This is a genomic window from Ruegeria sp. BB6 (genome assembly GCF_056539385.1).
The window spans coordinates 98,169-119,608 of the sequence record NZ_JBQFUW010000006.1 but is presented as its reverse complement, the minus strand read 5'-3'; the positions used below and the strand labels follow the sequence as shown (position 1 = coordinate 119,608).

27 protein-coding genes and 1 pseudogene are annotated in these 21,440 nt (G+C 57.8%); 13 read left to right on the top strand and 15 right to left on the bottom strand.

The features are described from left to right. Positions 1 to 28: 28 nt before the first annotated feature. Positions 29 to 733, bottom strand: a complete 705-nt coding sequence (locus ACR0B7_RS14810) for a double zinc ribbon domain-containing protein (protein ID WP_480681829.1) — start codon at positions 731 to 733, stop codon at positions 29 to 31. A 40-nt stretch (positions 734 to 773) separates the two neighbouring features. On the opposite strand from ACR0B7_RS14810, the gene ACR0B7_RS14805 reads away from it, so the two are divergent. Continuing rightward, positions 774 to 1,604: a methyltransferase domain-containing protein gene (locus tag ACR0B7_RS14805; protein WP_170486113.1), complete on the top strand. Its 831-nt coding sequence runs from the start codon at positions 774 to 776 to the stop codon at positions 1,602 to 1,604. Between the two features lie 57 nt (positions 1,605 to 1,661). Next, positions 1,662 to 2,711, top strand: coding sequence for a ferrochelatase (gene hemH, locus ACR0B7_RS14800; RefSeq protein ID WP_170486114.1), 1,050 nt, complete (start codon positions 1,662 to 1,664; stop codon positions 2,709 to 2,711). A gap of 74 nt (positions 2,712 to 2,785) precedes the next feature. On the opposite strand, the gene ACR0B7_RS14795 is transcribed toward hemH, so the two are convergent. After that, positions 2,786 to 2,968: a hypothetical protein gene (locus tag ACR0B7_RS14795; RefSeq protein ID WP_108861641.1), complete on the bottom strand. Its 183-nt coding sequence runs from the start codon at positions 2,966 to 2,968 to the stop codon at positions 2,786 to 2,788. A gap of 139 nt (positions 2,969 to 3,107) precedes the next feature. Then, positions 3,108 to 3,707 (bottom strand): L,D-transpeptidase, encoded by a 600-nt coding sequence (locus tag ACR0B7_RS14790; RefSeq protein WP_170388709.1) that lies wholly within the window; start codon positions 3,705 to 3,707, stop codon positions 3,108 to 3,110. Positions 3,708 to 3,876: 169 nt separating this feature from the next. Here ACR0B7_RS14790 and dalA point away from each other — a divergent pair, with 169 nt between their 5' ends. Then, positions 3,877 to 4,392, top strand: coding sequence for a divisome-associated lipoprotein DalA (gene dalA / locus ACR0B7_RS14785; protein WP_170416258.1), 516 nt, complete (start codon positions 3,877 to 3,879; stop codon positions 4,390 to 4,392). A gap of 64 nt (positions 4,393 to 4,456) precedes the next feature. On the opposite strand, the gene ACR0B7_RS14780 is transcribed toward dalA, so the two are convergent. The 7 genes from ACR0B7_RS14780 to ACR0B7_RS14750 form a co-directional block, all read right to left on the bottom strand. After that, positions 4,457 to 4,921, bottom strand: a complete 465-nt coding sequence (locus tag ACR0B7_RS14780) for a PTS sugar transporter subunit IIA (protein WP_170388707.1) — start codon at positions 4,919 to 4,921, stop codon at positions 4,457 to 4,459. 60 nt (positions 4,922 to 4,981) lie between these two features. After that, positions 4,982 to 5,545 carry a ribosome hibernation-promoting factor, HPF/YfiA family gene (gene hpf / locus ACR0B7_RS14775; protein ID WP_170388706.1) on the bottom strand — a complete coding sequence of 188 codons (564 nt, stop codon included), beginning with the start codon at positions 5,543 to 5,545 and terminating at the stop codon, positions 4,982 to 4,984. A 252-nt stretch (positions 5,546 to 5,797) separates the two neighbouring features. Next, positions 5,798 to 6,556, bottom strand: coding sequence for an LPS export ABC transporter ATP-binding protein (gene lptB, locus ACR0B7_RS14770; protein WP_170486115.1), 759 nt, complete (start codon positions 6,554 to 6,556; stop codon positions 5,798 to 5,800). Beyond that, positions 6,556 to 7,047, bottom strand: a complete 492-nt coding sequence (locus tag ACR0B7_RS14765) for an LptA/OstA family protein (protein ID WP_170486116.1) — start codon at positions 7,045 to 7,047, stop codon at positions 6,556 to 6,558. The genes lptB and ACR0B7_RS14765 overlap by 1 nt, the downstream gene beginning before the upstream one ends. Before the next feature lie 3 nt (positions 7,048 to 7,050). Then, a complete protein-coding gene (locus ACR0B7_RS14760) occupies positions 7,051 to 7,650 on the bottom strand; it encodes an LptA/OstA family protein (RefSeq protein ID WP_170388703.1) in 600 nt (199 codons plus the stop codon). Between the two features lie 15 nt (positions 7,651 to 7,665). Beyond that, positions 7,666 to 8,634, bottom strand: coding sequence for a KpsF/GutQ family sugar-phosphate isomerase (locus tag ACR0B7_RS14755; RefSeq protein ID WP_170576857.1), 969 nt, complete (start codon positions 8,632 to 8,634; stop codon positions 7,666 to 7,668). Next, a complete protein-coding gene (locus ACR0B7_RS14750) occupies positions 8,631 to 9,245 on the bottom strand; it encodes a ribonuclease D (protein ID WP_480681825.1) in 615 nt (204 codons plus the stop codon). Before ACR0B7_RS14750 ends, ACR0B7_RS14755 begins: the two co-directional genes overlap by 4 nt. Positions 9,246 to 9,431: 186 nt before the next feature. Between ACR0B7_RS14750 and ACR0B7_RS14745 the strand changes: the two genes are divergently transcribed. The 7 genes from ACR0B7_RS14745 to ACR0B7_RS14715 all read left to right on the top strand — a co-directional run bounded on the left by ACR0B7_RS14745 (position 9,432) and on the right by ACR0B7_RS14715 (position 16,219). After that, positions 9,432 to 10,664: an MFS transporter gene (locus ACR0B7_RS14745; RefSeq protein WP_170486118.1), complete on the top strand. Its 1,233-nt coding sequence runs from the start codon at positions 9,432 to 9,434 to the stop codon at positions 10,662 to 10,664. Next, complete coding sequence (locus ACR0B7_RS14740; protein WP_480681822.1) at positions 10,642 to 11,127, top strand: Lrp/AsnC family transcriptional regulator; 486 nt, start codon at positions 10,642 to 10,644, stop codon at positions 11,125 to 11,127. Before ACR0B7_RS14745 ends, ACR0B7_RS14740 begins: the two co-directional genes overlap by 23 nt. 73 nt (positions 11,128 to 11,200) lie before the next feature. Next, complete coding sequence (locus ACR0B7_RS14735; RefSeq protein WP_170486119.1) at positions 11,201 to 11,887, top strand: lytic transglycosylase domain-containing protein; 687 nt, start codon at positions 11,201 to 11,203, stop codon at positions 11,885 to 11,887. Between the two features lie 69 nt (positions 11,888 to 11,956). Further along, positions 11,957 to 13,984, top strand: coding sequence for a flagellar biosynthesis protein FlhA (gene flhA / locus ACR0B7_RS14730; protein ID WP_480681938.1), 2,028 nt, complete (start codon positions 11,957 to 11,959; stop codon positions 13,982 to 13,984). Further along, positions 13,981 to 14,754 carry a flagellar biosynthetic protein FliR gene (locus ACR0B7_RS14725; RefSeq protein WP_170486121.1) on the top strand — a complete coding sequence of 258 codons (774 nt, stop codon included), beginning with the start codon at positions 13,981 to 13,983 and terminating at the stop codon, positions 14,752 to 14,754. The genes flhA and ACR0B7_RS14725 overlap by 4 nt, the downstream gene beginning before the upstream one ends. Further along, positions 14,751 to 15,836, top strand: a complete 1,086-nt coding sequence (gene flhB / locus ACR0B7_RS14720) for a flagellar type III secretion system protein FlhB (protein WP_170486122.1) — start codon at positions 14,751 to 14,753, stop codon at positions 15,834 to 15,836. Before ACR0B7_RS14725 ends, flhB begins: the two co-directional genes overlap by 4 nt. Further along, the gene (locus tag ACR0B7_RS14715) at positions 15,836 to 16,219 is read left to right on the top strand and encodes a hypothetical protein (protein ID WP_480681819.1); all 384 of its coding nucleotides are present in this window, start codon (positions 15,836 to 15,838) and stop codon (positions 16,217 to 16,219) included. The genes flhB and ACR0B7_RS14715 overlap by 1 nt, the downstream gene beginning before the upstream one ends. A gap of 33 nt (positions 16,220 to 16,252) precedes the next feature. Here ACR0B7_RS14715 and ACR0B7_RS14710 read toward each other — a convergent pair whose 3' ends face one another. The 4 genes and pseudogenes from ACR0B7_RS14710 to ACR0B7_RS14695 all read right to left on the bottom strand — a co-directional run. Beyond that, the gene (locus tag ACR0B7_RS14710) at positions 16,253 to 16,777 is read right to left on the bottom strand and encodes a flagellar basal body-associated FliL family protein (protein WP_170576859.1); all 525 of its coding nucleotides are present in this window, start codon (positions 16,775 to 16,777) and stop codon (positions 16,253 to 16,255) included. A gap of 14 nt (positions 16,778 to 16,791) precedes the next feature. Then, on the bottom strand, positions 16,792 to 17,490 hold the full coding sequence (gene flgH, locus ACR0B7_RS14705) for a flagellar basal body L-ring protein FlgH (RefSeq protein WP_480681818.1): 699 nt from the start codon (positions 17,488 to 17,490) through the stop codon (positions 16,792 to 16,794). 32 nt (positions 17,491 to 17,522) lie between these two features. After that, the gene (gene flgA, locus ACR0B7_RS14700) at positions 17,523 to 17,939 is read right to left on the bottom strand and encodes a flagellar basal body P-ring formation chaperone FlgA (protein WP_170486125.1); all 417 of its coding nucleotides are present in this window, start codon (positions 17,937 to 17,939) and stop codon (positions 17,523 to 17,525) included. After that, a pseudogene (locus ACR0B7_RS14695) lies at positions 17,939 to 18,382 on the bottom strand (flagellar hook-basal body protein); the annotation flags it as partial. The gene flgA and the pseudogene ACR0B7_RS14695, both read right to left, overlap by 1 nt. Positions 18,383 to 18,410: 28 nt before the next feature. Here ACR0B7_RS14695 and ACR0B7_RS14690 point away from each other — a divergent pair. Genes ACR0B7_RS14690 through ACR0B7_RS14680 form a run of 3 tightly spaced genes read left to right on the top strand, consistent with a single transcriptional unit; the run spans position 18,411 to position 20,754 of the window. After that, positions 18,411 to 18,653 (top strand): flagellar basal body rod C-terminal domain-containing protein, encoded by a 243-nt coding sequence (locus tag ACR0B7_RS14690; protein ID WP_170571158.1) that lies wholly within the window; start codon positions 18,411 to 18,413, stop codon positions 18,651 to 18,653. 2 nt (positions 18,654 to 18,655) lie between these two features. Next, the gene (locus ACR0B7_RS14685; protein ID WP_170486127.1) at positions 18,656 to 19,663 is read left to right on the top strand and encodes a flagellin; all 1,008 of its coding nucleotides are present in this window, start codon (positions 18,656 to 18,658) and stop codon (positions 19,661 to 19,663) included. After that, positions 19,660 to 20,754 (top strand): flagellar basal body P-ring protein FlgI, encoded by a 1,095-nt coding sequence (locus tag ACR0B7_RS14680; RefSeq protein WP_170486128.1) that lies wholly within the window; start codon positions 19,660 to 19,662, stop codon positions 20,752 to 20,754. The genes ACR0B7_RS14685 and ACR0B7_RS14680 overlap by 4 nt, the downstream gene beginning before the upstream one ends. A gap of 41 nt (positions 20,755 to 20,795) precedes the next feature. Here ACR0B7_RS14680 and ACR0B7_RS14675 read toward each other — a convergent pair whose 3' ends face one another. Then, positions 20,796 to 21,440 carry a DUF1523 family protein gene (locus tag ACR0B7_RS14675; protein ID WP_170486129.1) on the bottom strand — a complete coding sequence of 215 codons (645 nt, stop codon included), beginning with the start codon at positions 21,438 to 21,440 and terminating at the stop codon, positions 20,796 to 20,798.

The window sequence follows — 21,440 nt, the reverse complement described above, 5'->3', positions numbered from 1 at the left end:
CTTGGGGTTTCGCGTATTCTTGGGCGAATTAGGCATCCTTGGCAACGCGCGCTAGGGTCAACACGAAAATATGATTTGCACCGGATGCAATGCAGACACGCGCACAGGCCGCCAGTGTCGCGCCCGAGGTCATCACGTCGTCCACCAACAAGATATCGCGCCCTTGCATCCTGCAGGCCCGTTTGGGATGCGCGGTGATCGCATTTTCCAACACCTGAGCGCGTTCTGCCGCAGTTTTCCCATCCAGAACCGGGGTGCGAACCCGCCGGGTCAGCAGGTCAGGGCAACTTTCCAACCCGGTTTCCCGCCCGAGATGCTGCGCCAACAATGCGGATTGATTATACCGCCGTTTTAGCAATCGCGACCAATGCAACGGCACGGGTGCAATCAGCATATCCTCACGAAACAGGTCACGCCCGGCCCGAGCCATCCAACGCGCGGCAGGACGCGCAAGCTCTGGCCGGTCTCCATGTTTCAGACCCAGAATCAGGGAACGCGCTCGACCATCGTACAAAAGCGCCGCGCGCCCATCGCGCCACGGTCGGGGTGTCCTCATGCAATCGTCACATTCGATTCGGTGTCCATCTGCCTCTCCGGGCAGGGGAACTCCACAGCTTTCGCAGACCACACCTCCGACAAATGGCGTGTCGCTCCAGCAACGTCCGCACAGGGCAAAGTCCGAGTCGGTCAGGTTTCCGCACCCCATGCAGCGGGGCGGATAGATCAACTGCACGGCGGTTTGAATCCGCGGCCAGATGCGATAATTGCGCCTTATGAAGCTGCCTGACTCCAATGCACCCTCTTTGTTTGACCAGCCTGCCCTTGCCAGGCATCGCGCCCGCGCACGCGACGAAGCGCTATTTCTGCACCGCGCCGCTGTGGACGAAGTGCAGGATCGGCTCACCATGGTTAACAAAAGCTTTACTGCCCCGGCGATCGTGACGCCCTTTGCGCATATTTGGAGGGGTGTGCTGCCCAAAGCGCATATTGTTACCGATGACGATGTTCTTCGGCTGACACCGGGCACGCATGATCTGATCGTGCACGCAATGGCGCTGCATTGGGCAAACGATCCGGTTGGACAACTGATCCAATGCCGTCGTGCGCTGAATCCCGACGGGCTGTTGCTGGTCATTTGCCTGGGCGGTGAAACCCTGCACGAATTGCGCGCGGCGCTGGGGCAGGCCGAGATTGAGGTGACCGGTGGCCTCAGCCCCCGCATCTCGCCAATGGCAGAACTGCGCGATCTGGGCGGATTGCTGCAACGCGCGGGTTTTGCCCTTCCTGTGGCAGATACGGCTCGTCTAACCGCAGAATACCGCGACCTGTCGCACCTGATGCATGACTTGCGCGCAATGGGTGAAACCAACAGCCTTGCGAATCGCATGAAACAGCCAACCCGTCGGTCCGTTTTTGAAATGGCTCAACAGATTTACACCGATCATTTCGCGACAGGTGCGGGCCGGCTCAAGGCGACGTTTGAACTGATCTGTCTGACCGGCTGGTCACCGGACGAAAGTCAGCAAAAACCTCTACGCCCGGGGTCAGCACAAATACGCCTTGCCGACGCATTGGGAACCAAGGAAGGTAAACTGCCCGATTGACGCAGAGCCAATTCCATTTATCTCAGCCCGGAACACTAGAAGCTCAGGAACACATCCATGTTTGACGCCACGCGCCCATCGCACGCACCCGCAGACCATCCCAAGGTCAAAATGGGCCGAGTCGGTATTCTTGTGGCCAATCTGGGCACGCCAGATGACTACAGTTATTGGCCGATGCGCCGTTATCTGAACGAGTTCCTGTCGGATCAGCGCGTCATCGACTATCCCAAGTGGAAATGGCAGCCGATCCTGCAAGGCATCATACTGACCAAACGGCCTTTCAGCTCGGGCGAGGCGTATAAGTCGATCTGGAACCACGACAAGGGCGAGAGCCCGCTGATGACGATCACCAAGGATCAAACCGCCAAGCTGCGCGATGCGATGCAGGAACGCTATGGCGATCAGGTGATGGTGGAGTTCTGCATGCGCTACGGCAACCCCTCGACCAAATCGAAAGTGCGCGAGATGGTAGCGGCAGGGTGTGACCGCATCCTGTTCTTCCCGCTCTACCCGCAATACGCGGGCGCGACGACCGCCACGGCAAACGATCAGTTCTTTCGCGCGCTGATGGAAGAAGCGTGGCAGCCTGCGTCGCGCACCGTCCCGGCCTATTTCGACGAACCCGCCTATATCGACGCATTGGCCGGATCCGTCGAAGCCGCCTATGCCGCGATGGAGACCAAACCGGACATTCTGGTCTGTTCCTACCACGGGATGCCGGAACGCTATTTGCAGCAGGGCGATCCGTATCACTGCCAATGCGCGAAAACGACCCGGCTTTTGAAAGAACGGCTGGGATGGCAGGATGATCAGCTTGTCTCGACCTTCCAATCCCGGTTCGGGCCGGAAGAATGGCTGAAACCCTACACCGTTGAGCATGTGGCTGAGCTGGCGCGGCAGGGTAAGAAGAATATTGCCGTCATCGCCCCGGCATTTTCCGCCGATTGCATCGAAACGCTGGAAGAGATCAACGAAGAGATCAAGGAAAGCTTTGAGGATGCCGGTGGCGAAAGCTTTACCTACATCCCCTGCCTGAACGATGACGATTCGCACATCGCGGCTCTGGGCAAGGTGATCGAGGACAATCTCAAAGGCTGGCTGGACTAGTCCCCCCAGCCATCAGGCACAAAAAAAGGCGGTGGAAAGCTCCACCGCCTTTTCTTTGTATTACGCTCGTCGAATTAGCTTGCTGCAACAGCTGCGGCAACCACAACCAGCAGGACCAGCGGCAGGATGATGCCCTGCGACGAACCCTGAGTTTCTTCGACAACAACAGGTGCTTCAACAACCGGCTCTTCCAGGTTGCCAGCATAAGCGGTCGATGCAGCAGCGGTCAGTGCAGCGGCGAGAACGAGTTTCTTCATATTAACCTCCAGAATAGGTACGGTTTCAAATACTGAAACCGCACACCCAAGACTTACCTCGTGTTTTTTTCTAACCAGCTATCCAACTGGAATGCAAATGGAACTTGCGTTTTAATCAAGTTCGGCTGCGAAAATGTCGTCAAATTAGCAACACTTGCGTGCCGACCTTGGCCATCGAAAACAACTCGGCGATATCTTCGTTGAACAGGCCAATGCACCCGTTGGACGATCTGCGCCCTATTTTGCGCGTGTCGTGCGTGCCGTGAATGCGATAATACTTCCAGCTCAGGTACAAAGCGTGGGTTCCCAACGGGTTATCCGGCCCCGGAGGGATATAATCCGGCCACTCTGGGTTTCTTTTCTTCATGGACGGCGTCGGCGACCAGCTTGGTCCTTCGACCTTGCGGATCACGCTTGTCCGACCCCGGCGGGTGAGTTCTTCGGTCAGCGGCACCGAAGACGGATAGAGTTTGTATATGCGCTGATCATCTGACCAGTAATGCAACGCGCGCGAGACGGTATCCACCAGAATGGCGCCATTTCGCGTGTTGGAAAAATAGGGCTGCCAGTCCAGCGCACGAAAACCCGAGATGTTCCGTCTGACCTCTGGCTCTGGTTCCGGCGCAGGGCGGAGCGGATCACCGGGGATGTACTGAGCAATCGCGGGCGAGGCCAGAAATGCCGAAGCGCTGGCCAGAAATCCGCGGCGTGTCGTAGGCGTAATGAGTTTCTTGACCATCGCAGGCGGTCCTTTGCTAAACCAAAGATGAAAATCAGAGGCATTTTATTGCCAGAATACCTCATTCGCAAATCAAACCGGCAGAATCACGCGAAAATCAGCTTTTGCAGGTTTGCCGAAATCAGCCGGGCGCGTTATGCCCTAGAGCACCATAAACATCAGGTCGGTCATGACGCGTATTATTTCCTTATTGTTCGTTTGCCTCGTTGCACTGGCAGCGTGTACCCCAAGCAGCACCCCGACATACGGGTCGGATGGCCGCCCTCTGCCCACTGTTTACAAGATTCGCGGCAATCCCGAAAAGCTGCAATTCCGTATGCTTGATTCGGTGAACGCGCTGCGTCAGGCGTCGGGACTACAGGCGGTACAGTTGAATTCACAGCTCAATGCTGCTGCGGCGACTCATTCCAAGGACATGGCGCGCCAAAACCGGCCGTGGCATTTCGGATCAGACGGTTCGTCGCCAATCGACCGCGCTGCGCGCGTTGGGTATTTTGGAACTTTCCTTGGCGAAGCGATCTCGGAGACTTACGAAACCGAAACCGAGACACTGGCCGCGTGGATGCAGGAACCGGGTCCGCGCTCTGTGATCATGGACCCGAAGGCCACTCAGATGGGTTTTGCCTGGCATCAGGAAAATGGCGGCAAAATCTGGTGGACGCTGGAAATGGGGGCGGGCGGCTAACAGGCCACCGCACCAAAACAAAAGCCCCCTGAATCCGGGGGCTTTTTTCTTTCCTGACAGTTGGTTATGCCGCCTGCATGGACTGGGCCTCGGTCAATATTGCGTATAGCTTGACCGGATCAGGATTGGCACGCAGCTTGGCGCAGACCGAGGTATCGCGCAAAGTCCGCGACACTAGCGCAAGAGCTTTCAGGTGATCGACGCCAGCTTCTTCCGGCGCGAAAAGTGCGAAGGCGATGTCTACCGGCTGCCGATCGACAGACCCGAAATCAATCGGCTTTTCCAGCAGAACAAACGCGCCGGACACATCTTCGACGTCGGCGAGACGCGCGTGCGGCAGAGCCACGCCGTGGCCGACACCCGTAGGCCCGAGGCTTTCGCGCTCCAGCAGACTGTCCACAACGACCTGCGCGTCCAGACCCAAAGTCCCCGCAGCAATATCGCCGATCTCTTGAAACAGCCGCTTCTTGCTGGAAGCGGCGGAAAAAACACGCACCGCTTCGGGCTTCAGTATGCTCGAAAGCTCCATGATCATGCTCCATGGCAATGTCCCCGCCTATGCAGGGACCTGCCTTGCTATTCTTGCCTGTTACGGATCAATCCAGCCAATATTACCGTCATCCCTACGGTACACGACATTCAATCCGTCCTTGTTTTCATTCCGGAACACCAGCACCGGGGCACCGGCAAGTTCCATCTGCATAACGGCTTCACCAACACTCAGCGATGGGATCTTGGTTTCCATCTCAGCCACGATCATCGGCTGCAGAGACTCAGGCTCACTCGCCGAATCCGATTCGTCAGAGGCGAGGATATAAGAGGATGCCCCAAAGAGTTCAACCGGCTCAGCCCGATCCTTGTGGTGGTCTTTGAGACGGCGCTTATACCGGCGCAACTGTGTTTCCATCTTGTCGCAACATGCCTCGAATGCTGCGTAGATTTCCGTTGCATGGGCTTTGGCCTGCGCCGTCAGGCCGGTGGAAAGATGTACCGTGGTTTCGCATACATATTCATGCGCAGAACGCGAAAAGACAACATTGGCGTCAGTGGGTCGCTGAGCATATTTCCCAACAACGTCGCCAAGCTCGGTCTGCACGTGAGTTTGAAGTGCTTCACCGATGTCGATCTGTTTTCCGCTGATTTGGTAACGCATGTGATCTCCTTCACAATTCACACCCTTTCTAACGCCGCAAATCGCAGCGTGCTTGTTTTTATCGGGTGGTGGATATCGGCACTTCGGGCATTAATCGAACCGAGCGCCCTTCAGGGAAGGGGCACCGTGATCCAGACTGGAACCCTAGAAATGCCATGTGCCAATTGAGGCAAGAGAAGTCGTAAGAGTCAATCAAAACAGGTGTGTATATACGCGATTTCCGCCAGGCCTTCGGCGCAAAACAGCGCAAACCTATGAAATTCGGAAGTTTTCGCCCAAATAGACCCGGCGAACGTTTTCGTTTTCGACCACCTCGTCCGGCGTGCCGGACATAAGCACCTGACCGTCATGCAGAATATAGGCCCGATCCACGATCTCGAGCGTTTCGCGGACGTTGTGATCGGTAATCAACACGCCGATTCCGCGTTTCTTCAGGTCAGCGACCAGATGGCGGATATCCCCCACGCTGATTGGGTCCACACCGGCAAAAGGTTCATCCAGCAGCAGATATTTGGGGTCCGCCGCAAGACAGCGGGCAATTTCGACACGACGACGCTCACCACCCGACAAGGCCAGCGCGGGCGCACGGCGCAGATGTTCGATCGAGAAATCGGACAGCAGTTCTTCCAGACGTTCCTTGCGGCGGTGCGCATGATCAACGGTGATGTCCAGCACCGAGGCGATATTGTCCTCGACGCTCATCCCACGGAAAATCGACATTTCCTGCGGCAGATACCCGATACCAAGCCGCGCGCGACGGTACATCGGCAATGTGGTGACCACCTGCCCGTCAATCGTGACGGTGCCCGCTTCGGGGAACACCAACCCTGCCACGGAATAAAACGTCGTCGTCTTACCTGATCCGTTGGGCCCCAAAAGCGCCACGACTTCGGACCGGTCCAGCGTCATGGAAACGTCCCGGATCACCGTCTTCTTGCGGTAGGACTTGCGCAGTTTTTCGATCCTAAGACCCGAGTTGCCCTCGGCTACGGTCAGGTTCGGCCCGGCCATCAGTTGGCGCCCTGCTGCAGAATGGTTTTGACGTTGCCCGTCATTGTCGCAGTACCTGTGGTGAGGTTCGCGTTCATCTGGTCGCCACTGATCGTGCTTGGCCCCTGCGTCAGCAGAACATTGCCTTTCATGACGATCACGCCCGAGTCGATGGTGTATTCCGCCCAGTCCCCTTCGGCGGCGTCCGGTGGGCTGACCAGAACCACATCCTCGGTCGCCTCCATACGATCAATCGCGGAACGGTCTTCGTTGTAGATGACCAGAACACGCTCGGCCGTCAGGCGCATTTCGCCCTGAATAACGATCACATTGCCCAGAAATTCGGCCGACCCGTCTTCCTGATTCACGTTGAGTGTCTCTGACGTTACCTCAACCGGCAGGCTGGGGTCTGCCTTCACCGCTCCGAACGCGACCTGCGTCTCTTGCGCAGACGCCGAGACAGCACCGGCTACAAGTACACAACACGCAATGGCAAAACGAAAATCGAACACAGGTTATCTTTCTGCTTTTTCCGGCTCATACACCAACTTGACGCCATCTGTAAAAATAATATGGACCGGCCCGTCCTTTTTTTCAGTCCCAAATGTCATCCGGCCAGCGGAAAAGTTACCGATTATGCCCGTGCCGTCGACCTGACCCGGTGTATCACCTCGGATTTCGTCCAGCGCCGTATTCAAAAGATCCGTCGTGACCTTGATGCCGTCTGTTGTAATTATGACCACATCCCCGACAAAGGTCGCCGTATTCTTGTCCGGGCGGATCATGCCGGAATTGGAGTCCAGCGTGATCACGCCACCATCCGAAAGGCCCAGCCTTCCTTTGAACTCAGACGCGGTCGGCACCGAGTTTTTGGTCCCCTGGGTCGCCTTTGTCGCTTCGATCTGAACTTCTTCGCCCTTGCGGGTCGTGCCGCGATAGTTCGGCAAGGTCACGATCTGATCGGCCAGCCGTTCCTCGATGTCTCTTTGCGTGAAGGGCACGGTGACACTGGTTTCGATACTGCGCGACAGCAGGAAAACCGTGGACAGCAGCACAATGGCCGCCAGTGGCAGCAACACCTTGAGGAATTGCACCATGCGCGAGTGACTGTCCACTGATCCGCCCTCCGCCTAGCCCAGTCCGACGCGCAGACAGTCGTGAATGTGCAGCAGCCCCTCTGCCGATCCGTCAGAGTCGGGCGAGACCACGAACAAAGAGGTAATCTTGCGCTCGTTCATGATCGCCACGGCCTCTTCCGCCAGCGCATTGGGGCCGATCGTGGTCGGGTTTGCCGTCATGACTTCAGCGGCCGTCTTGTCCAGCAGACCGTCCATGTGACGTCTCAGGTCACCATCCGTGATGATACCGGACAGTTGGCCTTGCGCATCGGTAACGCCAGCTACGCCGAACCCTTTCTGGCTGATCACGATCAGCGCATCGCTCATCGCGGTGTCAGCCGCCACCAGAGGCAGTGCGTCGCCCGTATGCATCAGGTCGCGCACGGTGGACAACTGTGCACCCAATTTGCCACCGGGATGAAACGCGTGAAAATCCTCGGGTTTGAAGTCGCGGTATTTCATCAGCGCAATCGCCAGCGCATCACCCATCGCCAGCGTCAGCGTGGTCGAGATTGAAGGCACCATGCCGAACCCACATGCCTCACCCATCGACGGGATGAGAAGATGCACATCGGCTTGGGTCATCAAAGTGCTTTCGGGTTTGCTGGACAGCCCAATCAGCGGGATGCCGAAACGGCGCGTGAAGGCCAGCAGGTTCGCAAGTTCGGGCGCTTCGCCCGAGTTTGAGATGGCCAGTACCACATCGCCCTTGGACACCATGCCCAGATCGCCGTGACTGGCCTCGGCCGGGTGAACGAAATAGGCCGGTGTACCGGTGCTGGCCAGCGTCGCCGCGATCTTGTGGCCAATATGACCCGACTTGCCGATGCCGCTGATGATGATGCGGCCCTTGGCCTGCAAAATCATTTGCACGGCTTCGGCGAAGTGTTCGTCCAGACCTTCGGCCAGAACGTCCAGTGCGCGGGCTTCGTCGGTGACGACCTGTCGCGCGGTTCTCAGGAATGCTTCTGTATCAGTCATGAGTGCGCAAAAATATCCGTTTCAGGCCAACCTGCGAGATCAAGTTTCGCACGCATCGGCAGAAAGTCAAAACAGGCTTGCGCCATCTCGGTCCGGCCTTCGCGGGCCAAACGCCCGTCCAAAGCCTCACGCAGACGGTGTAGGTAAAGAACATCCGACGCGGCATATTCAAGCTGCGCGTCGGTCAGGGTCTCCGCGCCCCAATCGCTCATCTGCTGTTGCTTCGAGATATCGACGCCGATCAATTCCTGACACAGGTTTTTCAGCCCGTGCCGGTCCGTATATGTGCGCACAAGGCGGCTGGCGATCTTGGTGCAGTAGACCGGCGCGGCCAATGCACCGAAGGTGTGGTACATCGCTGCGATGTCAAAACGGCCGAAATGGAACAGTTTCAGCACATCCGGGTTTTCCAGCATGGCGCTGAGGTTCGGGGCTTCGGTCTGACCCTTTGACACCTGAACGATATGGCTGTGGCCGTCGCCACCGGACATCTGGATCACGCAAAGCCGATCACGATTTGGGTTCAACCCCATGGTTTCACAGTCAATGGCCACAACTGGGCCCAGATCCAAACCGTCCGGCAGGTCGTTTTTGTAAAGGTGGTTCGCCACGGGGGTCTTCCTTTGTGCGGTATCGCCCCCGAGATAGGAGGTTTGGCCCACAAACTCAACGCCATCCAAAGAATACGACCAATATGCGCAGTTTTCTTGACCCTTGCGTCGCACCACGGAAAATGACGTTCTGTATTGAGCACACACCGCGCCAGAGCATTTTCACTTGCAAGAAAGGCATTGCAGATGCTGAGCGTCCTGCGAAACCGTGTTTACCGCCATCTACTGGCCGCTCAGATCGTGGCGCTGACCGGGACCGGTCTGGCAACGGTCGCGCTGGGCCTTCTGGCGTTCGATCTGGCCGGAGATGCCGCTGGGCTGGTTCTGGGCGCCGCTTTGACAATCAAGATGGTAGCCTATGTGGTGGTGGCACCGCTGGCTGCCGCCTTTGCCGAGCGGCTGGACCGGCGCAGAATGCTGGTCGCATTGGACATCGTGCGCGCAGCGGTTGCGGTCTGTTTGCCTTTCGTGACCGATATCTGGCAGATTTACGTGCTGATTTTCATCCTCCAATCGGCGTCAGCCGGTTTCACGCCTGCTTTTCAGGCCACCATTCCGGACGTTCTGACCGATGAACAGGACTACACCAAGGCCCTTTCGCTGTCCCGCTTGGCCTATGATCTGGAAAGCGTGGTCAGTCCGATCCTGGCCGCAGCTTTGCTGACAATCGTTAGCTTCGACAGCCTGTTCTGGGGTACCGGGCTTGGCTTCGCGGCATCGGCATTATTGGTGGTTTCGGTTGCCCTGCCCTCACCCAAACCGGCAAAAGCACGCGGGATATACGAGCGGACGACCCGTGGCATCCGCATCTACCTAGCGACGCCTCGCCTGCGTGGGTTGCTCGCCCTGAATTGGACTGCCGCCGCCCTGAGCTCGATGGTTATCGTCAATACGGTAGTGATCGTTCGGGCCGATCTGGGCCTGACTGAAAGTGCAGTTGCCATCGCGTTGGCTGGATTTGGCGGTGGATCGATGCTGGCAGCCTTTGCCTTGCCCTCTTTGTTGAACAGGTTTCGAGATCGCCGAGTCATGCTGACCGGAGCGGTTCTTGGCACGGTGTTCATGGCGGTTGGCGCCGCGTTGTCCGCCTTGGGCCAAATCACTTTGCCTACGTTGATGCTTGTCTGGGCCTGCATCGGCTTTGGATATTCCGCGACCCTTACGCCTTCGGGTCGGCTGCTGACACGTTCGGCCCGGCCCGAGGACCGTCCAGCCGTCTTTGCCGCACAATTCACGCTGTCCCATATGTGCTGGCTTGTCCTTTATCCATTGGCTGGATGGCTGATGACGGCCAAAGGCACCACTCAGGCGTTGATCTGGATGACCTGTGCAGCGGCTCTGGGGCTTGGCTTTGTGGTCGCGTTATGGCCCCGAGCGCGCCGTAAAGCCGTTTCAAATGAACGTCCGTACAAGCCTTGAGCATCGGCGCAACTCTGCACTACACCTTGGTATCATGGATCAACTGGACCGTCGCATCATAGCCGCCCTTCAACGCAACGCCCGTGAATCTACTACCAAGATTGCGGCGAAGCTCGGCGTCGCCCGAACCACCGTGTACGAACGCATCACCCGCATGGAGGAGCGCGGCGTGATCGCTGGCTACTCGGTTGTACTGAACGCACCCGAAGATGCCCCACGAGTTCAGGTCATCGTACTGCTTGAGGTGCAGCAGAAGGAAACGACCCGTATCATCAAACGGCTGGAAGCCTACCCCGAGGTCAAACTGTGCCTGTCCATCAATGGCGAGTTTGATCTGCTGCTGTCCGCCGAAGCGCCCCGGATCGAGGATCTGGATATTCTGGTGGATGACCTGGCCAAAATCCCCGGTGTTCTACGCACCAATACCAGCGTTGTATTCGGCCGGAAGATCGACCGAATCTGAGCAGTCGATAACTCTCTGTAAACCTAGTCGCAGCTAGCCTGTCCCGAACTGATCAGAATCCCGGACAGGCAGAATGCCCTATCGAACACTCATTGGACTGATTGCTGCGCTTCTTGTCGCGCAATCGGCGGCCTCTTGGCCTGATGTCAGCACAGCCGGACTCTGCGATCGCGCTGCCCAGCGCGCAGCTTTGTCACACGGTGTACCGCTGGACGTGCTACGCGCCATTTCGCGTGTTGAAACCGGCCGCGCACTGGATGGGCAGCTTGCGCCGTGGCCCTGGACAATAAACGTCGAGGGCAAGGGGTTCTGGTTCGATTCCGAGCAGGAAGCCAAGTCATATGTCTTCGGTGTCTTCAAAGCAGGGAAGCGCAGCTTTGACATCGGCTGTTTCCAGATCAACTACCGCTGGCACGGCAAGGCGTTCCGATCCATCGACGCCATGTTCAAACCAGAAGAGAACGCCGACTACGCCGCCCGTTTCCTAAAAGAACTGCACGCCGAACTGGGCTCATGGACCGCTGCGGCAGGCGCGTATCACTCTCGCACACCCGATCTGGCAAGGGCATATTCCGGCCGCTTTCAAAACGTTCTGGAACGGCTGCAGCAAAACCCTGAAACCATACTTGTCTCAAGCGATCCGTTTTCAGGCGCGACGGCCCCGCTGATCCCGCTGCGTATGGACGGCTCGGGAACCGGGACGCTGGGGTCTCTGGTTCCGAAATCCGGCACCGCCACCGCCTTTATCTCTTTCAACTAGGAGCACAGCGTGCCCAAGATCGACGCCCGTACCCTGTTTTCTCCGACCGTTCTGCTGGCGCTGGCGTTGATGACCGTCATCGTGATGATGATCCTGCCGATGCCAGCTTGGGTGCTGGACGTGGGGCTGGCGGCTTCCTTTGCACTGGCCATTCTGATCTTCACGCTCACATTGTTTATCGAGCGACCACTGGATTTTTCGTCTTTCCCGACGATCCTTCTTGCATCTTTGATGCTGCGGCTGTCGCTGAACGTGTCCTCGACCAAGTTGATCATCGGGCAGGGGCATACCGGTCCAAATGCAGCAGGGGACGTGATCGAAGGGTTTGCCAATTTCGTCATGGGCGGCAGTATTTTTCTGGGTCTGGTGGTGTTCGGTGTTTTGCTGATCGTGAACTTCATGGTGATTACCAAGGGCGCGGCAAGAATGGCCGAGGTTGGCGCCCGGTTTGCGCTGGACGGGATGCCCGGCAAGCAGCTTGCCATCGACAGCGACATGTCCGCTGGTGCCATTGACCACCAGCAAGCCAAAGAACGACGCGAACGCGAACAACAAGAGACGACGTTTTTCGGCTCGCTCGACGGCGCTTCAAAATTTGTCAAAGGCGATGCCATCGCCGGATTGCTGATCACATTGCTCAACCTCGTGATGGGTCTGGTTATGGGGGTGATCGTACATGGGATGCCCATCTCATCGGCCTTTGAAACCTATGCGATCCTGACGGTCGGTGACGGGCTGGTCTCGCAGATTCCCTCGGTGATCATTTCGATCGCGTCGGCTCTGTTGTTGGCGCGCGGCGGTGCGCAAGGGGCAACGGACAGTGCTATATTCTCGCAGTTGGGTCGCCATCCGGCGGCGTTGGGTACTGTGGCGATCCTGATGGTGCTATTCGCGCTGGTGCCGGGCCTGCCCTTCCTGCCGTTCATATTGGGCGCGGGCGTGCTGGGATACGCGGCCTATTCCGTGCACCAAAGGCAAAACGAGGATGAGGCTGCGGCCATTTCGCCCGACCCATCGGACGATACGCCTGTGTCTCAGGCCATCGGGGATGTTCTGGATCTGGATGACGTCCATCTGGAGTTCGCACCTGACCTCGTGAGCATGGTTCTGAACCCCGGCACCGGCCTGGATGCACGGATCGCCAATATGCGGACCTATGTGGCCTCGAGCTTTGGTTTGATACTGCCAGATATTCGCCTGACCGACCGCGCTGATCTGCCGATGGGCACATATGTGGTCAAGATTCAGGGGGTCGAACAGGCACGTGGCGTCCTGAACCCCGATCTTGTGCTGGCCCTTGTGCAGGACGGCCACGACCTGTTGCCCGAAGGAAATGACGTCACCGAGCCGGTTTACGGCGCGCCCGCTCGTTGGATTTTGCCCAAGGATCAGGAAGCCGCGGCACTAAGTGGCGCAACCATCGTTTCACCGCCAGAGATACTGGCGACGCATCTGCTGGAAATCATCAAACAGAATTTCTCGCGCCTGCTGACCCTGAAATCACTCCGTCGCCTGCTGTCCGAGACGACGCGCCTCAGCGATCCAGTCCGGGCTGAGGCCAACCGGAAACTGCTGGACGAGCTGATCCCGGACAAGGTCCCGATCGACACTCTGCACGCGGTGCTGCGGCTGTTGTTGGACGAACGGGTCTCGATCCGCAACATGGCGTTGATTCTGGAAAGCGTGGCAGAGGCTCGTCTGACGACAACCCAACCTGAAAACATCTGCGAGCTTGTTCGGCAACGCCTCGGGTTCCAACTGGTCGCCGAGATGAAACGCGAGGACGGCTCGATCCCGTTGATCCAGCTTGCCCCGGAATGGGAAGATACCTTTGCCACCTACCAGATCGACACACCTAACGCTGGTCTGGATGTTGCTTTGCCCCCCGACCTGTTCAACAAACTGGCCGATGGAGTGGTGGACAGCGTCGCCACATCGGCAGATCGCGGGCATTTTCCGGCCGTGGTGACCTCGACCCGGCGCCGCAGATTGCTGCGCACGATCATGCACGCCCGTGGCATATCAAACCCGGTATTGTCTTTTGAAGAAATCGGGCTCGAGGCGCGCCCGGCTCTAGTTGGCACCGTGCCTGCATGATCGCGTTGCCGCCAGACCTTCTGCAGCAACTCGGGGCGGGTTTCTGGCATTTTTTCGCAGTTTTCCTGCGCGTTTCCGCCGTGGTTTCCCTGCTGCCCGCCTTTGGCGAGCGCTACATTCCAGCTCGCGTCAAACTAGCGACCGCAGCCGCCTTTACATTGATCGCAGCACCAGCGGTACAGGGTTACGCTCATGACCCGAAGGCGTTCCCTGTTTTGCATCTTGCAGGAACAGAGGTTCTGGCCGGATTGGTTCTTGGCCTGGGTCTGCGCCTCTTTGTACTGGCCTTGCAGACCGCAGGTTCAATTGCAGCGCAGGCGACGTCGCTTTCTCAGATTCTGGGTGGCGCAGCAGCGGATCCTGTCCCGGCCATGGGATATTTCCTGACGCTTGCCGGGCTCGCGCTGGCGGTCCTGTTGGGACTGCACATCCATGTCGCGCAGTTCCTGGTTCACAGCTACACCTTATTTCCAATGGGGATGTCTTTGCCTGGGCCAGACTTGGCACAATGGGGCGTGCGCCAGATCTCGCAGAGTTTCAGCATGGCCTTCAGCCTTGCGATGCCCTTCGTTATTGCGTCATTGATCTACAATCTGGCGCTTGGAGTGATCAACCGGGCCATGCCTCAACTCATGGTGGCCTTTGTAGGCGCGCCCGCGATCACCTTCGCAGGGCTGTTCCTGCTATTCGCCGGCACTCCGCTGATCTTGTCCGTCTGGTCCGAGGCTCTGTTCATTTTCATCGAAACGCCGCTTGAAAGTACCCGATGAGCACAGCTGACGATGACAGCGACAAGTCATTTGAGCCGACACCCCAGAAGCTCAAAAAGGCGCGCGACAAAGGAGAAGTTGCGAAGTCCAACGACCTGTCCGTTGTGGCCGCCTATGCTGGTTTTCTGATCGCACTATTGGCGGCTGGGCAGTTTGGGCTGCAGAAAATGGGCACGATGTTTGTGGTTCTGATCGGTCAATCCGATCATATCGCCGATCTGTTGATATCGGGCTCTGCGCGCGGCCCGGTCGGGGGGATGCTCAGGTCTGCGCTGGCAGCATTGTCGCTGGTGTTTGCACTCCCGGCCGCAGCCGTATTGTTGAGCCTGATCGCGCAACGCGCCTTGGTTTTCGCACCAAGCAAGCTCAAACCCAAGCTTTCTCGTATCTCGATCCTGTCGAACGCCAAGAACAAATTTGGTCGCGGCGGCCTGTTCGAGTTCGGCAAGAGCTTTGTGAAGCTGGTGATTTACGGTACGTGCCTGGCACTTTTTCTGAGCGCCAATCTGGACGACATACTGTCTGCAAGCGCCGCACCCGCAGGATCTTCCTTGCAACTCATGATGACTCTTCTGTTCAGATTCATCTTCATCGTGATCACGATTGCTCTGGCGATAGGCGCGGCAGACTATCTTTGGCAATACGCCGAGCACTTGCGCAAGAATCGCATGTCACGCAAAGAGATTCAGGACGAGACAAAGGACGCAGAAGGCGATCCCCATGTTAAACAGCAGCGCCGCCAGCGGGCGCAGGAAATAGCGACAAATCAAATGATGGCCGAGGTTCCAAAAGCAGACGTCGTGATCGTAAACCCGACCCATTTCGCTGTTGTGTTGAAATGGTCCCGGCGCTCGGGATCCGCGCCGGTTTGCGTAGCGAAAGGTGTCGACGAGGTCGCCGCCGCGATCCGAACAACGGCCGGGCAGTCCGGTGTTCCGATTCATTCCGATCCTCCGACCGCCCGCGCCCTGCATGCCACCGTCGACATCGGACAGGAGATTGCTGAGGAACACTATCGTCCTGTGGCCGCAGCGATCCGGTTCGCCGAGGAAATGCGAAAACGAGCAAAGAGCCAAATTTGATGAGACGCAAGGACCTGACCGAAATGGAAAAAGTGGCCGAGGCGTTATATCAGAAGGAATACAGTGCGTTGCGCCCTACGTTGGAGGCCGAAGCCAAGGTTTTGCAACAGTTGGCGCGGTTGGATGATCAGGCATTGCAAACCCGGCGAAACTCGGCCCGGACCGACGGCTATCAAGTGACCGGAACTGATGTGCTTTGGAACGGCTGGGAATCCTCGACGCGTCGCAACTTGAATACGGAACTTGCGCGGATCAGATCGCAGAAACTTTCGGCGATGGACAGGCTGCGCTCGGCTTTTGGGCGCAAGCAGGCCGTCCAAAACCTATCTGATCAGGCGAAAAAGGCCGCGCAGAGTGGCGGCCCGAAGAGGCAGAACCGTTAGCTGGCGGTTAAGCCCCGACGCTTTTCCAGCCGGTCAAGTGTCTTGGCGATTGACACTCGTGATCAGTACCTTCGTCACGTCGCCCCCCATTTCCTTGCGTGCCACATTCAGCAGAGATTTTCGCAGAACGGCAAGATTGTCGGAATTGGTGAAGTTCCCATCGAACCCGCCAGTGTTGGCGTGGTCGAACAGAACCTGCAGAAACCTATCCCGCAATTTGGGCTCAATCGAATAGAATGAGTCACTGATACCCGGCACCACTTCAAGGCTGAGGGACATCATAACCATCGCCGCAATCCGCTCGGACTCCACCACTGGAACTACGAACGGCCTGCTCAGCTTCAAATATTCAAAATCGCCGGGACTTGCCTTCGGTTTTTTGCCCACGTCCTGTGCCTTGGACGCGGCGGACTTGTTGGTATCAGACTTTTCTTTCCCCGTTTGTGCCTGGCTTTCGGATGCTCCGTTCGAGCCGCCTTTTGGTTTCAGGGCGATCCCCGCACCTGCGCCAGCAGCAAGTCCGACCAATAGAAATACGACGGGTGCAAATTTTCTCATCACGATCAAAAGCCTCAAAACGGTAACAGTGAATCCAGAACCTGCTGCCCATAGCGGGGCTGCTGTACATCGGTGATCTGGCCGCGGCCGCCATACGACACCCGCGCCGAGGCAATCTTGTCGTAGGTAATCTCGTTCTGGCGTGAAATGTCCTGCGGACGCACATACCCCGCGACCAACAGCTCTCGCAGCTCGAAATTGACGCGCAACTCCTGTGAACCCGAGATCGAAAGCACCCCGTTGGGCAGCACATCAATTACAGTCGCCGCAACGCGCAGAGTCAGCTTTTCCTTGCGCTTGACCGACCCCTTGCCCTTGCTGGATGAGGCCGAGTCAATCGAGACAGCTTCGTCAAGTGACGCACCCTCCGGCAGATGATCGGCGGCACGTTGAGGCAGGCCAAAAAGACCGGGAACCTCAAGGCTCTCAGAGGCTGTTCGCGACCGGTTCGTATCATTGGAAATTTCAGCTTGTTCGTCCAACTCGATCACGACGGTCAGGATATCTCCCTTTTTGATCGCTCGCTGATCCCCCAAAAGCGAGTGCTGCCCGCCGCTCCACAGCGACGACTGGTCAACCGCGCGGTGCGGCTGCGTGTGCAGCGGCAGGCCGGGCCACAACATCGCTACATGTTCCGGCGAGTCTTCGTTTGGAGTGAAACTGGGCGGTTTGCCCAAATGATCAACGCGGCCACAAGCCGACAAAACAAGCATGGAACAAAACAAATATCTGGAGACCCGTATCATCATTTCACCTCGATTTGCCCATCAGCCCGGATGAGGCCAGTAACGGTCGAGCGCGAGGACAGGTTCATGACCCGGATGCGGTCACCAACCCCGCCGCGACCCAATGCGCGGCCCTCGGCCTTGATTGAAAGAGGGCGGCGATCAAAGACGAGCACCACCAGATCATTGCGGTCGACGATTGCGGCGGGCCCGACATCGCCCTCCTGGATGGGGCGTCCGGGATAAAGCGCGACCCTTGCCTCTTGCCCGATAAGGGCGTCCACGCTGGTCACTGCACCGGGGACTTGCTGATCTTTGCGAACAAGGTCAGCCACCTGAATGATCTGCTTGGCCCGAATGGTGCGAGCCGGAACCACGATGTCTGCCATTGCCGCGACCGGAGAAAACAGACCTAGCACCGCTATCAAAAGCCTCATCACCGCACCTGAGTGGTTGCGCCCATCATCTGATCAACAGCAGAGATGACCTTGGCGTTCATTTCGTATCCACGCTGGGCCTCGATCAACTCGGTGACTTCGCGCACGGCATCGACGGAACTGTCTTCCAGATAACCTTGCCGCAAAGCCCCCAGCCCGACTTCTCCGGGAGATCCGACAACAGGCGCGCCCGAGGCTTCAGTTTCCCTGAACAGATTGCCGCCGATGGCTTCGAGACCCTTGGCGTTCGAGAAGCTCGCCAGCGTGAACTCACCCAGCAACTGCCCTTCGACCGCATCGTCGAAATAGGCATAGACTTCACCGGACGCATTAATCGAGATTGATCTTGCGTCGTCGGGGATGGTGATTTCCGGGGCCACGGAAAACCCGTCCGAAGTGACGATCAAGCCCTCGGCAGAGCGTTTCAGGCTGCCATCGCGGGTACCGGGTTCGATCTTCGGCAGCGGCAACATGCGCGCAGCGGACCTGACCGAGGCGCTTCTGTCCAAGACCGGCGCGGATGCGCATACCGCCAATCAGCGCCTTGTTTTTGCCAATAGCAACCTGTTGGAGATGACAAAGATCGAAGCGGAACAGGGCGTGGACACCGATCAGGAACTGCAACGCCTTATGCAGATCGAACAGGTCTATGCCGCGAACGCGCGACTGATCTCGGTCGTGGATGAACTCATGGACACTCTATTGAGGTTGTGACGATGAACTTGACGTCTATCGGTGATCTTGCCCGGGGCCTGACACTCAAATCCCGCGCGACGGATATCAAAAGCCAGATCGAAACCCTGTCTTACGAAATGTCTAGCGGCAAGGTTCAGGATGTGTCTGGGCGGCTCGACGGTGATTACTCGCACCTTCTGGATTTGGATCGCAATCTGGCACGACTCGATGCGTTTCGGATTTCAACTGCCGAGGCTGGTCTGTTCACGGACGCGATGCAACAAAGCCTGACAACAATTGATGAATCCGTGGGTGAAATCACTGGCGCGCTTTTGTCTTTTGGCACTTCCAATCAGGCGGTGACGCACGAAAACGCATCCGTTCAAGCCAGGAACGAGCTGGATACGATCATTTCCGCGCTGAACACCCGGGCGGGAGGGCGCAGCCTGTTTTCCGGGACAGCGACAGACGTTTCTCCGCTGCTGTCAGCAGACGCGCTGATGTCTGCGTTACAGACGGAACTGGCCGGGCTGACGACGGTCACGGATATACGCCAAGCGGCTGAAGACTGGTTCAACGATCCTGCCGGGTTCGACGCGGTCATTTATCAGGGGTCCGCCAACACGCTCGCCCCCATGCAGATTTCCGAGAACGAAAACATCACCGTCCCGATCACAGCGATTGATCCGACGATCAAAGCAGCCTTGCGCGATATTTCGGTCGCGGCGGTTGTATCAGACACAGCACTGGCCCTGCCTCGCGCGCAACGCACGGCGCTGTTCACGCAACTAGGGGTCGACCTTGCCAATACCCAGAATGAAACGGTCAATCTGCGCGGCCAGATCGGTGCGACGCAGGCGCGGGTTGAGCAGGCGTCCACGCGCAACAGCGCTGCGCGTACCTCGTTGGAATTCAGCCGCAATGAGCTGATTGCGGCGGACCCGTACCAGACAGCGGCGCAGTTGCAGACCGTCCAGTTTCAACTCGAGAGCCTGTATTCCGTAACCGTTCGCAACGCGAACCTGTCGCTGGTGAATTTCCTGAGATGAAGATACTTGTTTTTCTATTGATCCTTCTGCCCGGCATGTCATTCGCGGGCGCGATCCGCCTCAAGGATCTGGTGGATTTCGACGGCGTCCGCGGCAACGATCTGGTCGGGTATGGGCTGGTTGTGGGCCTGAATGGAACCGGTGACGGGCTTAGGAATTCTCCCTTCACCGAAGAGATTATGTCGAATATTCTTGAACGCCTTGGCGTGAACGTCACGGGCGAGGATTTTCGCCCCAAGAACGTGGCCGCCGTCTTGGTGACCGCCAGCCTGCCCGCCTTTGCCCGAGTTGGCGGCCAGATCGACGTCACCGTTTCAGCGATTGGCGATTCCAAAAGCCTGTTGGGGGGAACTCTGGTCATGACGCCTCTGAACGCCGCTGACGGTCAGATTTACGCCGTTGCCCAAGGGACGGTTCTGGCCGGGGGCGCTGTGGCGGAAGGCGAAGCCGCATCCGTTGTCCGGGGTGTTCCAACTTCGGGCGTCATACCATCGGGTGCACGGGTTGAGCGCGAAATTGACTTTGAGCTTTCGTCCCTGACGCAGATGCGTCTGGCCCTGCGGGAGCCTGACTTCACAACGGCGGGGCGGATCGAAGCGGCAATCAACAGGGAATTCAACCGACCCGTCGCCATCATGCGCGATTCCGGGACAGTCGAACTGAACATCGCCGCCACGCAGTCGATCACCACGGCACATGCGCTGGGTCGGATCGAAAACATTCTGGTGCAACCCGAGGCCAAGGCCCGGGTTGTGGTCGATCAGCGTTCGGGCACGATCGTTATGGGGCAAGAGGTTAGGATTTCCCGGGTCGCGGTCTCGCAAGGAAACCTGACACTCACTGTCGAAGAAGCACCGATCGCCATTCAACCCAACCCATTTGCACGCGGCGAAACCGTGGTGGTCCCCCGGACCATCGCCGGCATCGAAGAGGAGGAAGGCACCGGCTTAGCAGAGATACCCGAAGCCACCACCCTGTCCGAGGTCGTGGCAGGGCTGAACGCTCTTGGGGTCTCGCCACGCGACATGATCGACATACTAAAAACGATCAAGGCCGCAGGTGCCCTGCACGCCGAATTCGTCGTCCGATAAGTCAATCAGACACGACCGAGGTCAGAGTGCCCCAACGATCCCTATTTCGATTTCCAGCTATTCAGCCATCTCTTGAAACCGCTGGTCTTCTCCTCGATCGCATCGCCCGCAGCGTACAGCCCATCCTCGACATTTTCGATCATGGGGTCGACGCGGGCTTCGCGAAATCTGCGCCAGCGAACCCAGATGGCCCAGAGCAGTGCGAAGAAGACGGTCAGGAAGATGATGTTGAACCACGGGATGATCCGAACCTCAGGGTCTTCGACCTGCCAGATTTTGACAGCATTCGGGAAGATCGACAGGAACTCGCTCCGCCATCCATAGTGGCGCACCACAACCCACCGAGGGTTTTCGGGTGTTGATTTCAGGTCTGCGGCCTCGGCCTGCAGGTTGGACGAGTTCAGCTTGAAATACGGCGGCCAGCCCCACCCGGTGTCTTCGTTGCGGTAGACCATGACCTTACCGTTGGTTTTGCGCGTCTGGATAAAGAACACGTCGCGGTTTGGCGTGGTCGGATCACTTCCGACATCCTGAACGGACCAGAAGATGCTGTTTTCGCCCGGATCGATCCGTTTCTCGTAGGTATCCGAGATTCTGACCACATCGTGCTGCGGCAGGGTGTAATTCAAAACCGAGGCCAGCGTTCCCCAGAACAGAATGATGATGGCCCATTTGATGTAACGCAT

What these genes read in the sequence shown, in the direction of transcription:
- ACR0B7_RS14735 (WP_170486119.1), top strand. Translation starts at nt 11,201, where the DNA reads ATGCCCTATCGAACACTCATTGGACTGATTGCTGCGCTTCTTGTCGCG.
- ACR0B7_RS14790 (WP_170388709.1), bottom strand. Translation starts at nt 3,707, where the DNA reads ATGGTCAAGAAACTCATTACGCCTACGACACGCCGCGGATTTCTGGCC.
- hemH (WP_170486114.1), top strand. Translation starts at nt 1,662, where the DNA reads ATGTTTGACGCCACGCGCCCATCGCACGCACCCGCAGACCATCCCAAG.
- flgA (WP_170486125.1), bottom strand. Translation starts at nt 17,939, where the DNA reads ATGAGGCTTTTGATAGCGGTGCTAGGTCTGTTTTCTCCGGTCGCGGCA.
- ACR0B7_RS14710 (WP_170576859.1), bottom strand. Translation starts at nt 16,777, where the DNA reads ATGAGAAAATTTGCACCCGTCGTATTTCTATTGGTCGGACTTGCTGCT.
- ACR0B7_RS14745 (WP_170486118.1), top strand. Translation starts at nt 9,432, where the DNA reads ATGCTGAGCGTCCTGCGAAACCGTGTTTACCGCCATCTACTGGCCGCT.
- ACR0B7_RS14740 (WP_480681822.1), top strand. Translation starts at nt 10,642, where the DNA reads ATGAACGTCCGTACAAGCCTTGAGCATCGGCGCAACTCTGCACTACAC.
- ACR0B7_RS14680 (WP_170486128.1), top strand. Translation starts at nt 19,660, where the DNA reads ATGAAGATACTTGTTTTTCTATTGATCCTTCTGCCCGGCATGTCATTC.
- ACR0B7_RS14685 (WP_170486127.1), top strand. Translation starts at nt 18,656, where the DNA reads ATGAACTTGACGTCTATCGGTGATCTTGCCCGGGGCCTGACACTCAAA.
- ACR0B7_RS14755 (WP_170576857.1), bottom strand. Translation starts at nt 8,634, where the DNA reads ATGACTGATACAGAAGCATTCCTGAGAACCGCGCGACAGGTCGTCACC.
- flgH (WP_480681818.1), bottom strand. Translation starts at nt 17,490, where the DNA reads ATGCTTGTTTTGTCGGCTTGTGGCCGCGTTGATCATTTGGGCAAACCG.
- ACR0B7_RS14795 (WP_108861641.1), bottom strand. Translation starts at nt 2,968, where the DNA reads ATGAAGAAACTCGTTCTCGCCGCTGCACTGACCGCTGCTGCATCGACC.
- ACR0B7_RS14725 (WP_170486121.1), top strand. Translation starts at nt 13,981, where the DNA reads ATGATCGCGTTGCCGCCAGACCTTCTGCAGCAACTCGGGGCGGGTTTC.
- flhA (WP_480681938.1), top strand. Translation starts at nt 11,957, where the DNA reads ATGACCGTCATCGTGATGATGATCCTGCCGATGCCAGCTTGGGTGCTG.
- ACR0B7_RS14675 (WP_170486129.1), bottom strand. Translation starts at nt 21,440, where the DNA reads ATGCGTTACATCAAATGGGCCATCATCATTCTGTTCTGGGGAACGCTG.
- hpf (WP_170388706.1), bottom strand. Translation starts at nt 5,545, where the DNA reads ATGCGTTACCAAATCAGCGGAAAACAGATCGACATCGGTGAAGCACTT.
- ACR0B7_RS14805 (WP_170486113.1), top strand. Translation starts at nt 774, where the DNA reads ATGAAGCTGCCTGACTCCAATGCACCCTCTTTGTTTGACCAGCCTGCC.
- dalA (WP_170416258.1), top strand. Translation starts at nt 3,877, where the DNA reads ATGACGCGTATTATTTCCTTATTGTTCGTTTGCCTCGTTGCACTGGCA.
- flhB (WP_170486122.1), top strand. Translation starts at nt 14,751, where the DNA reads ATGAGCACAGCTGACGATGACAGCGACAAGTCATTTGAGCCGACACCC.
- lptB (WP_170486115.1), bottom strand. Translation starts at nt 6,556, where the DNA reads ATGGCCGGGCCGAACCTGACCGTAGCCGAGGGCAACTCGGGTCTTAGG.
- ACR0B7_RS14780 (WP_170388707.1), bottom strand. Translation starts at nt 4,921, where the DNA reads ATGGAGCTTTCGAGCATACTGAAGCCCGAAGCGGTGCGTGTTTTTTCC.
- ACR0B7_RS14690 (WP_170571158.1), top strand. Translation starts at nt 18,411, where the DNA reads ATGCGCGCAGCGGACCTGACCGAGGCGCTTCTGTCCAAGACCGGCGCG.
- ACR0B7_RS14715 (WP_480681819.1), top strand. Translation starts at nt 15,836, where the DNA reads ATGAGACGCAAGGACCTGACCGAAATGGAAAAAGTGGCCGAGGCGTTA.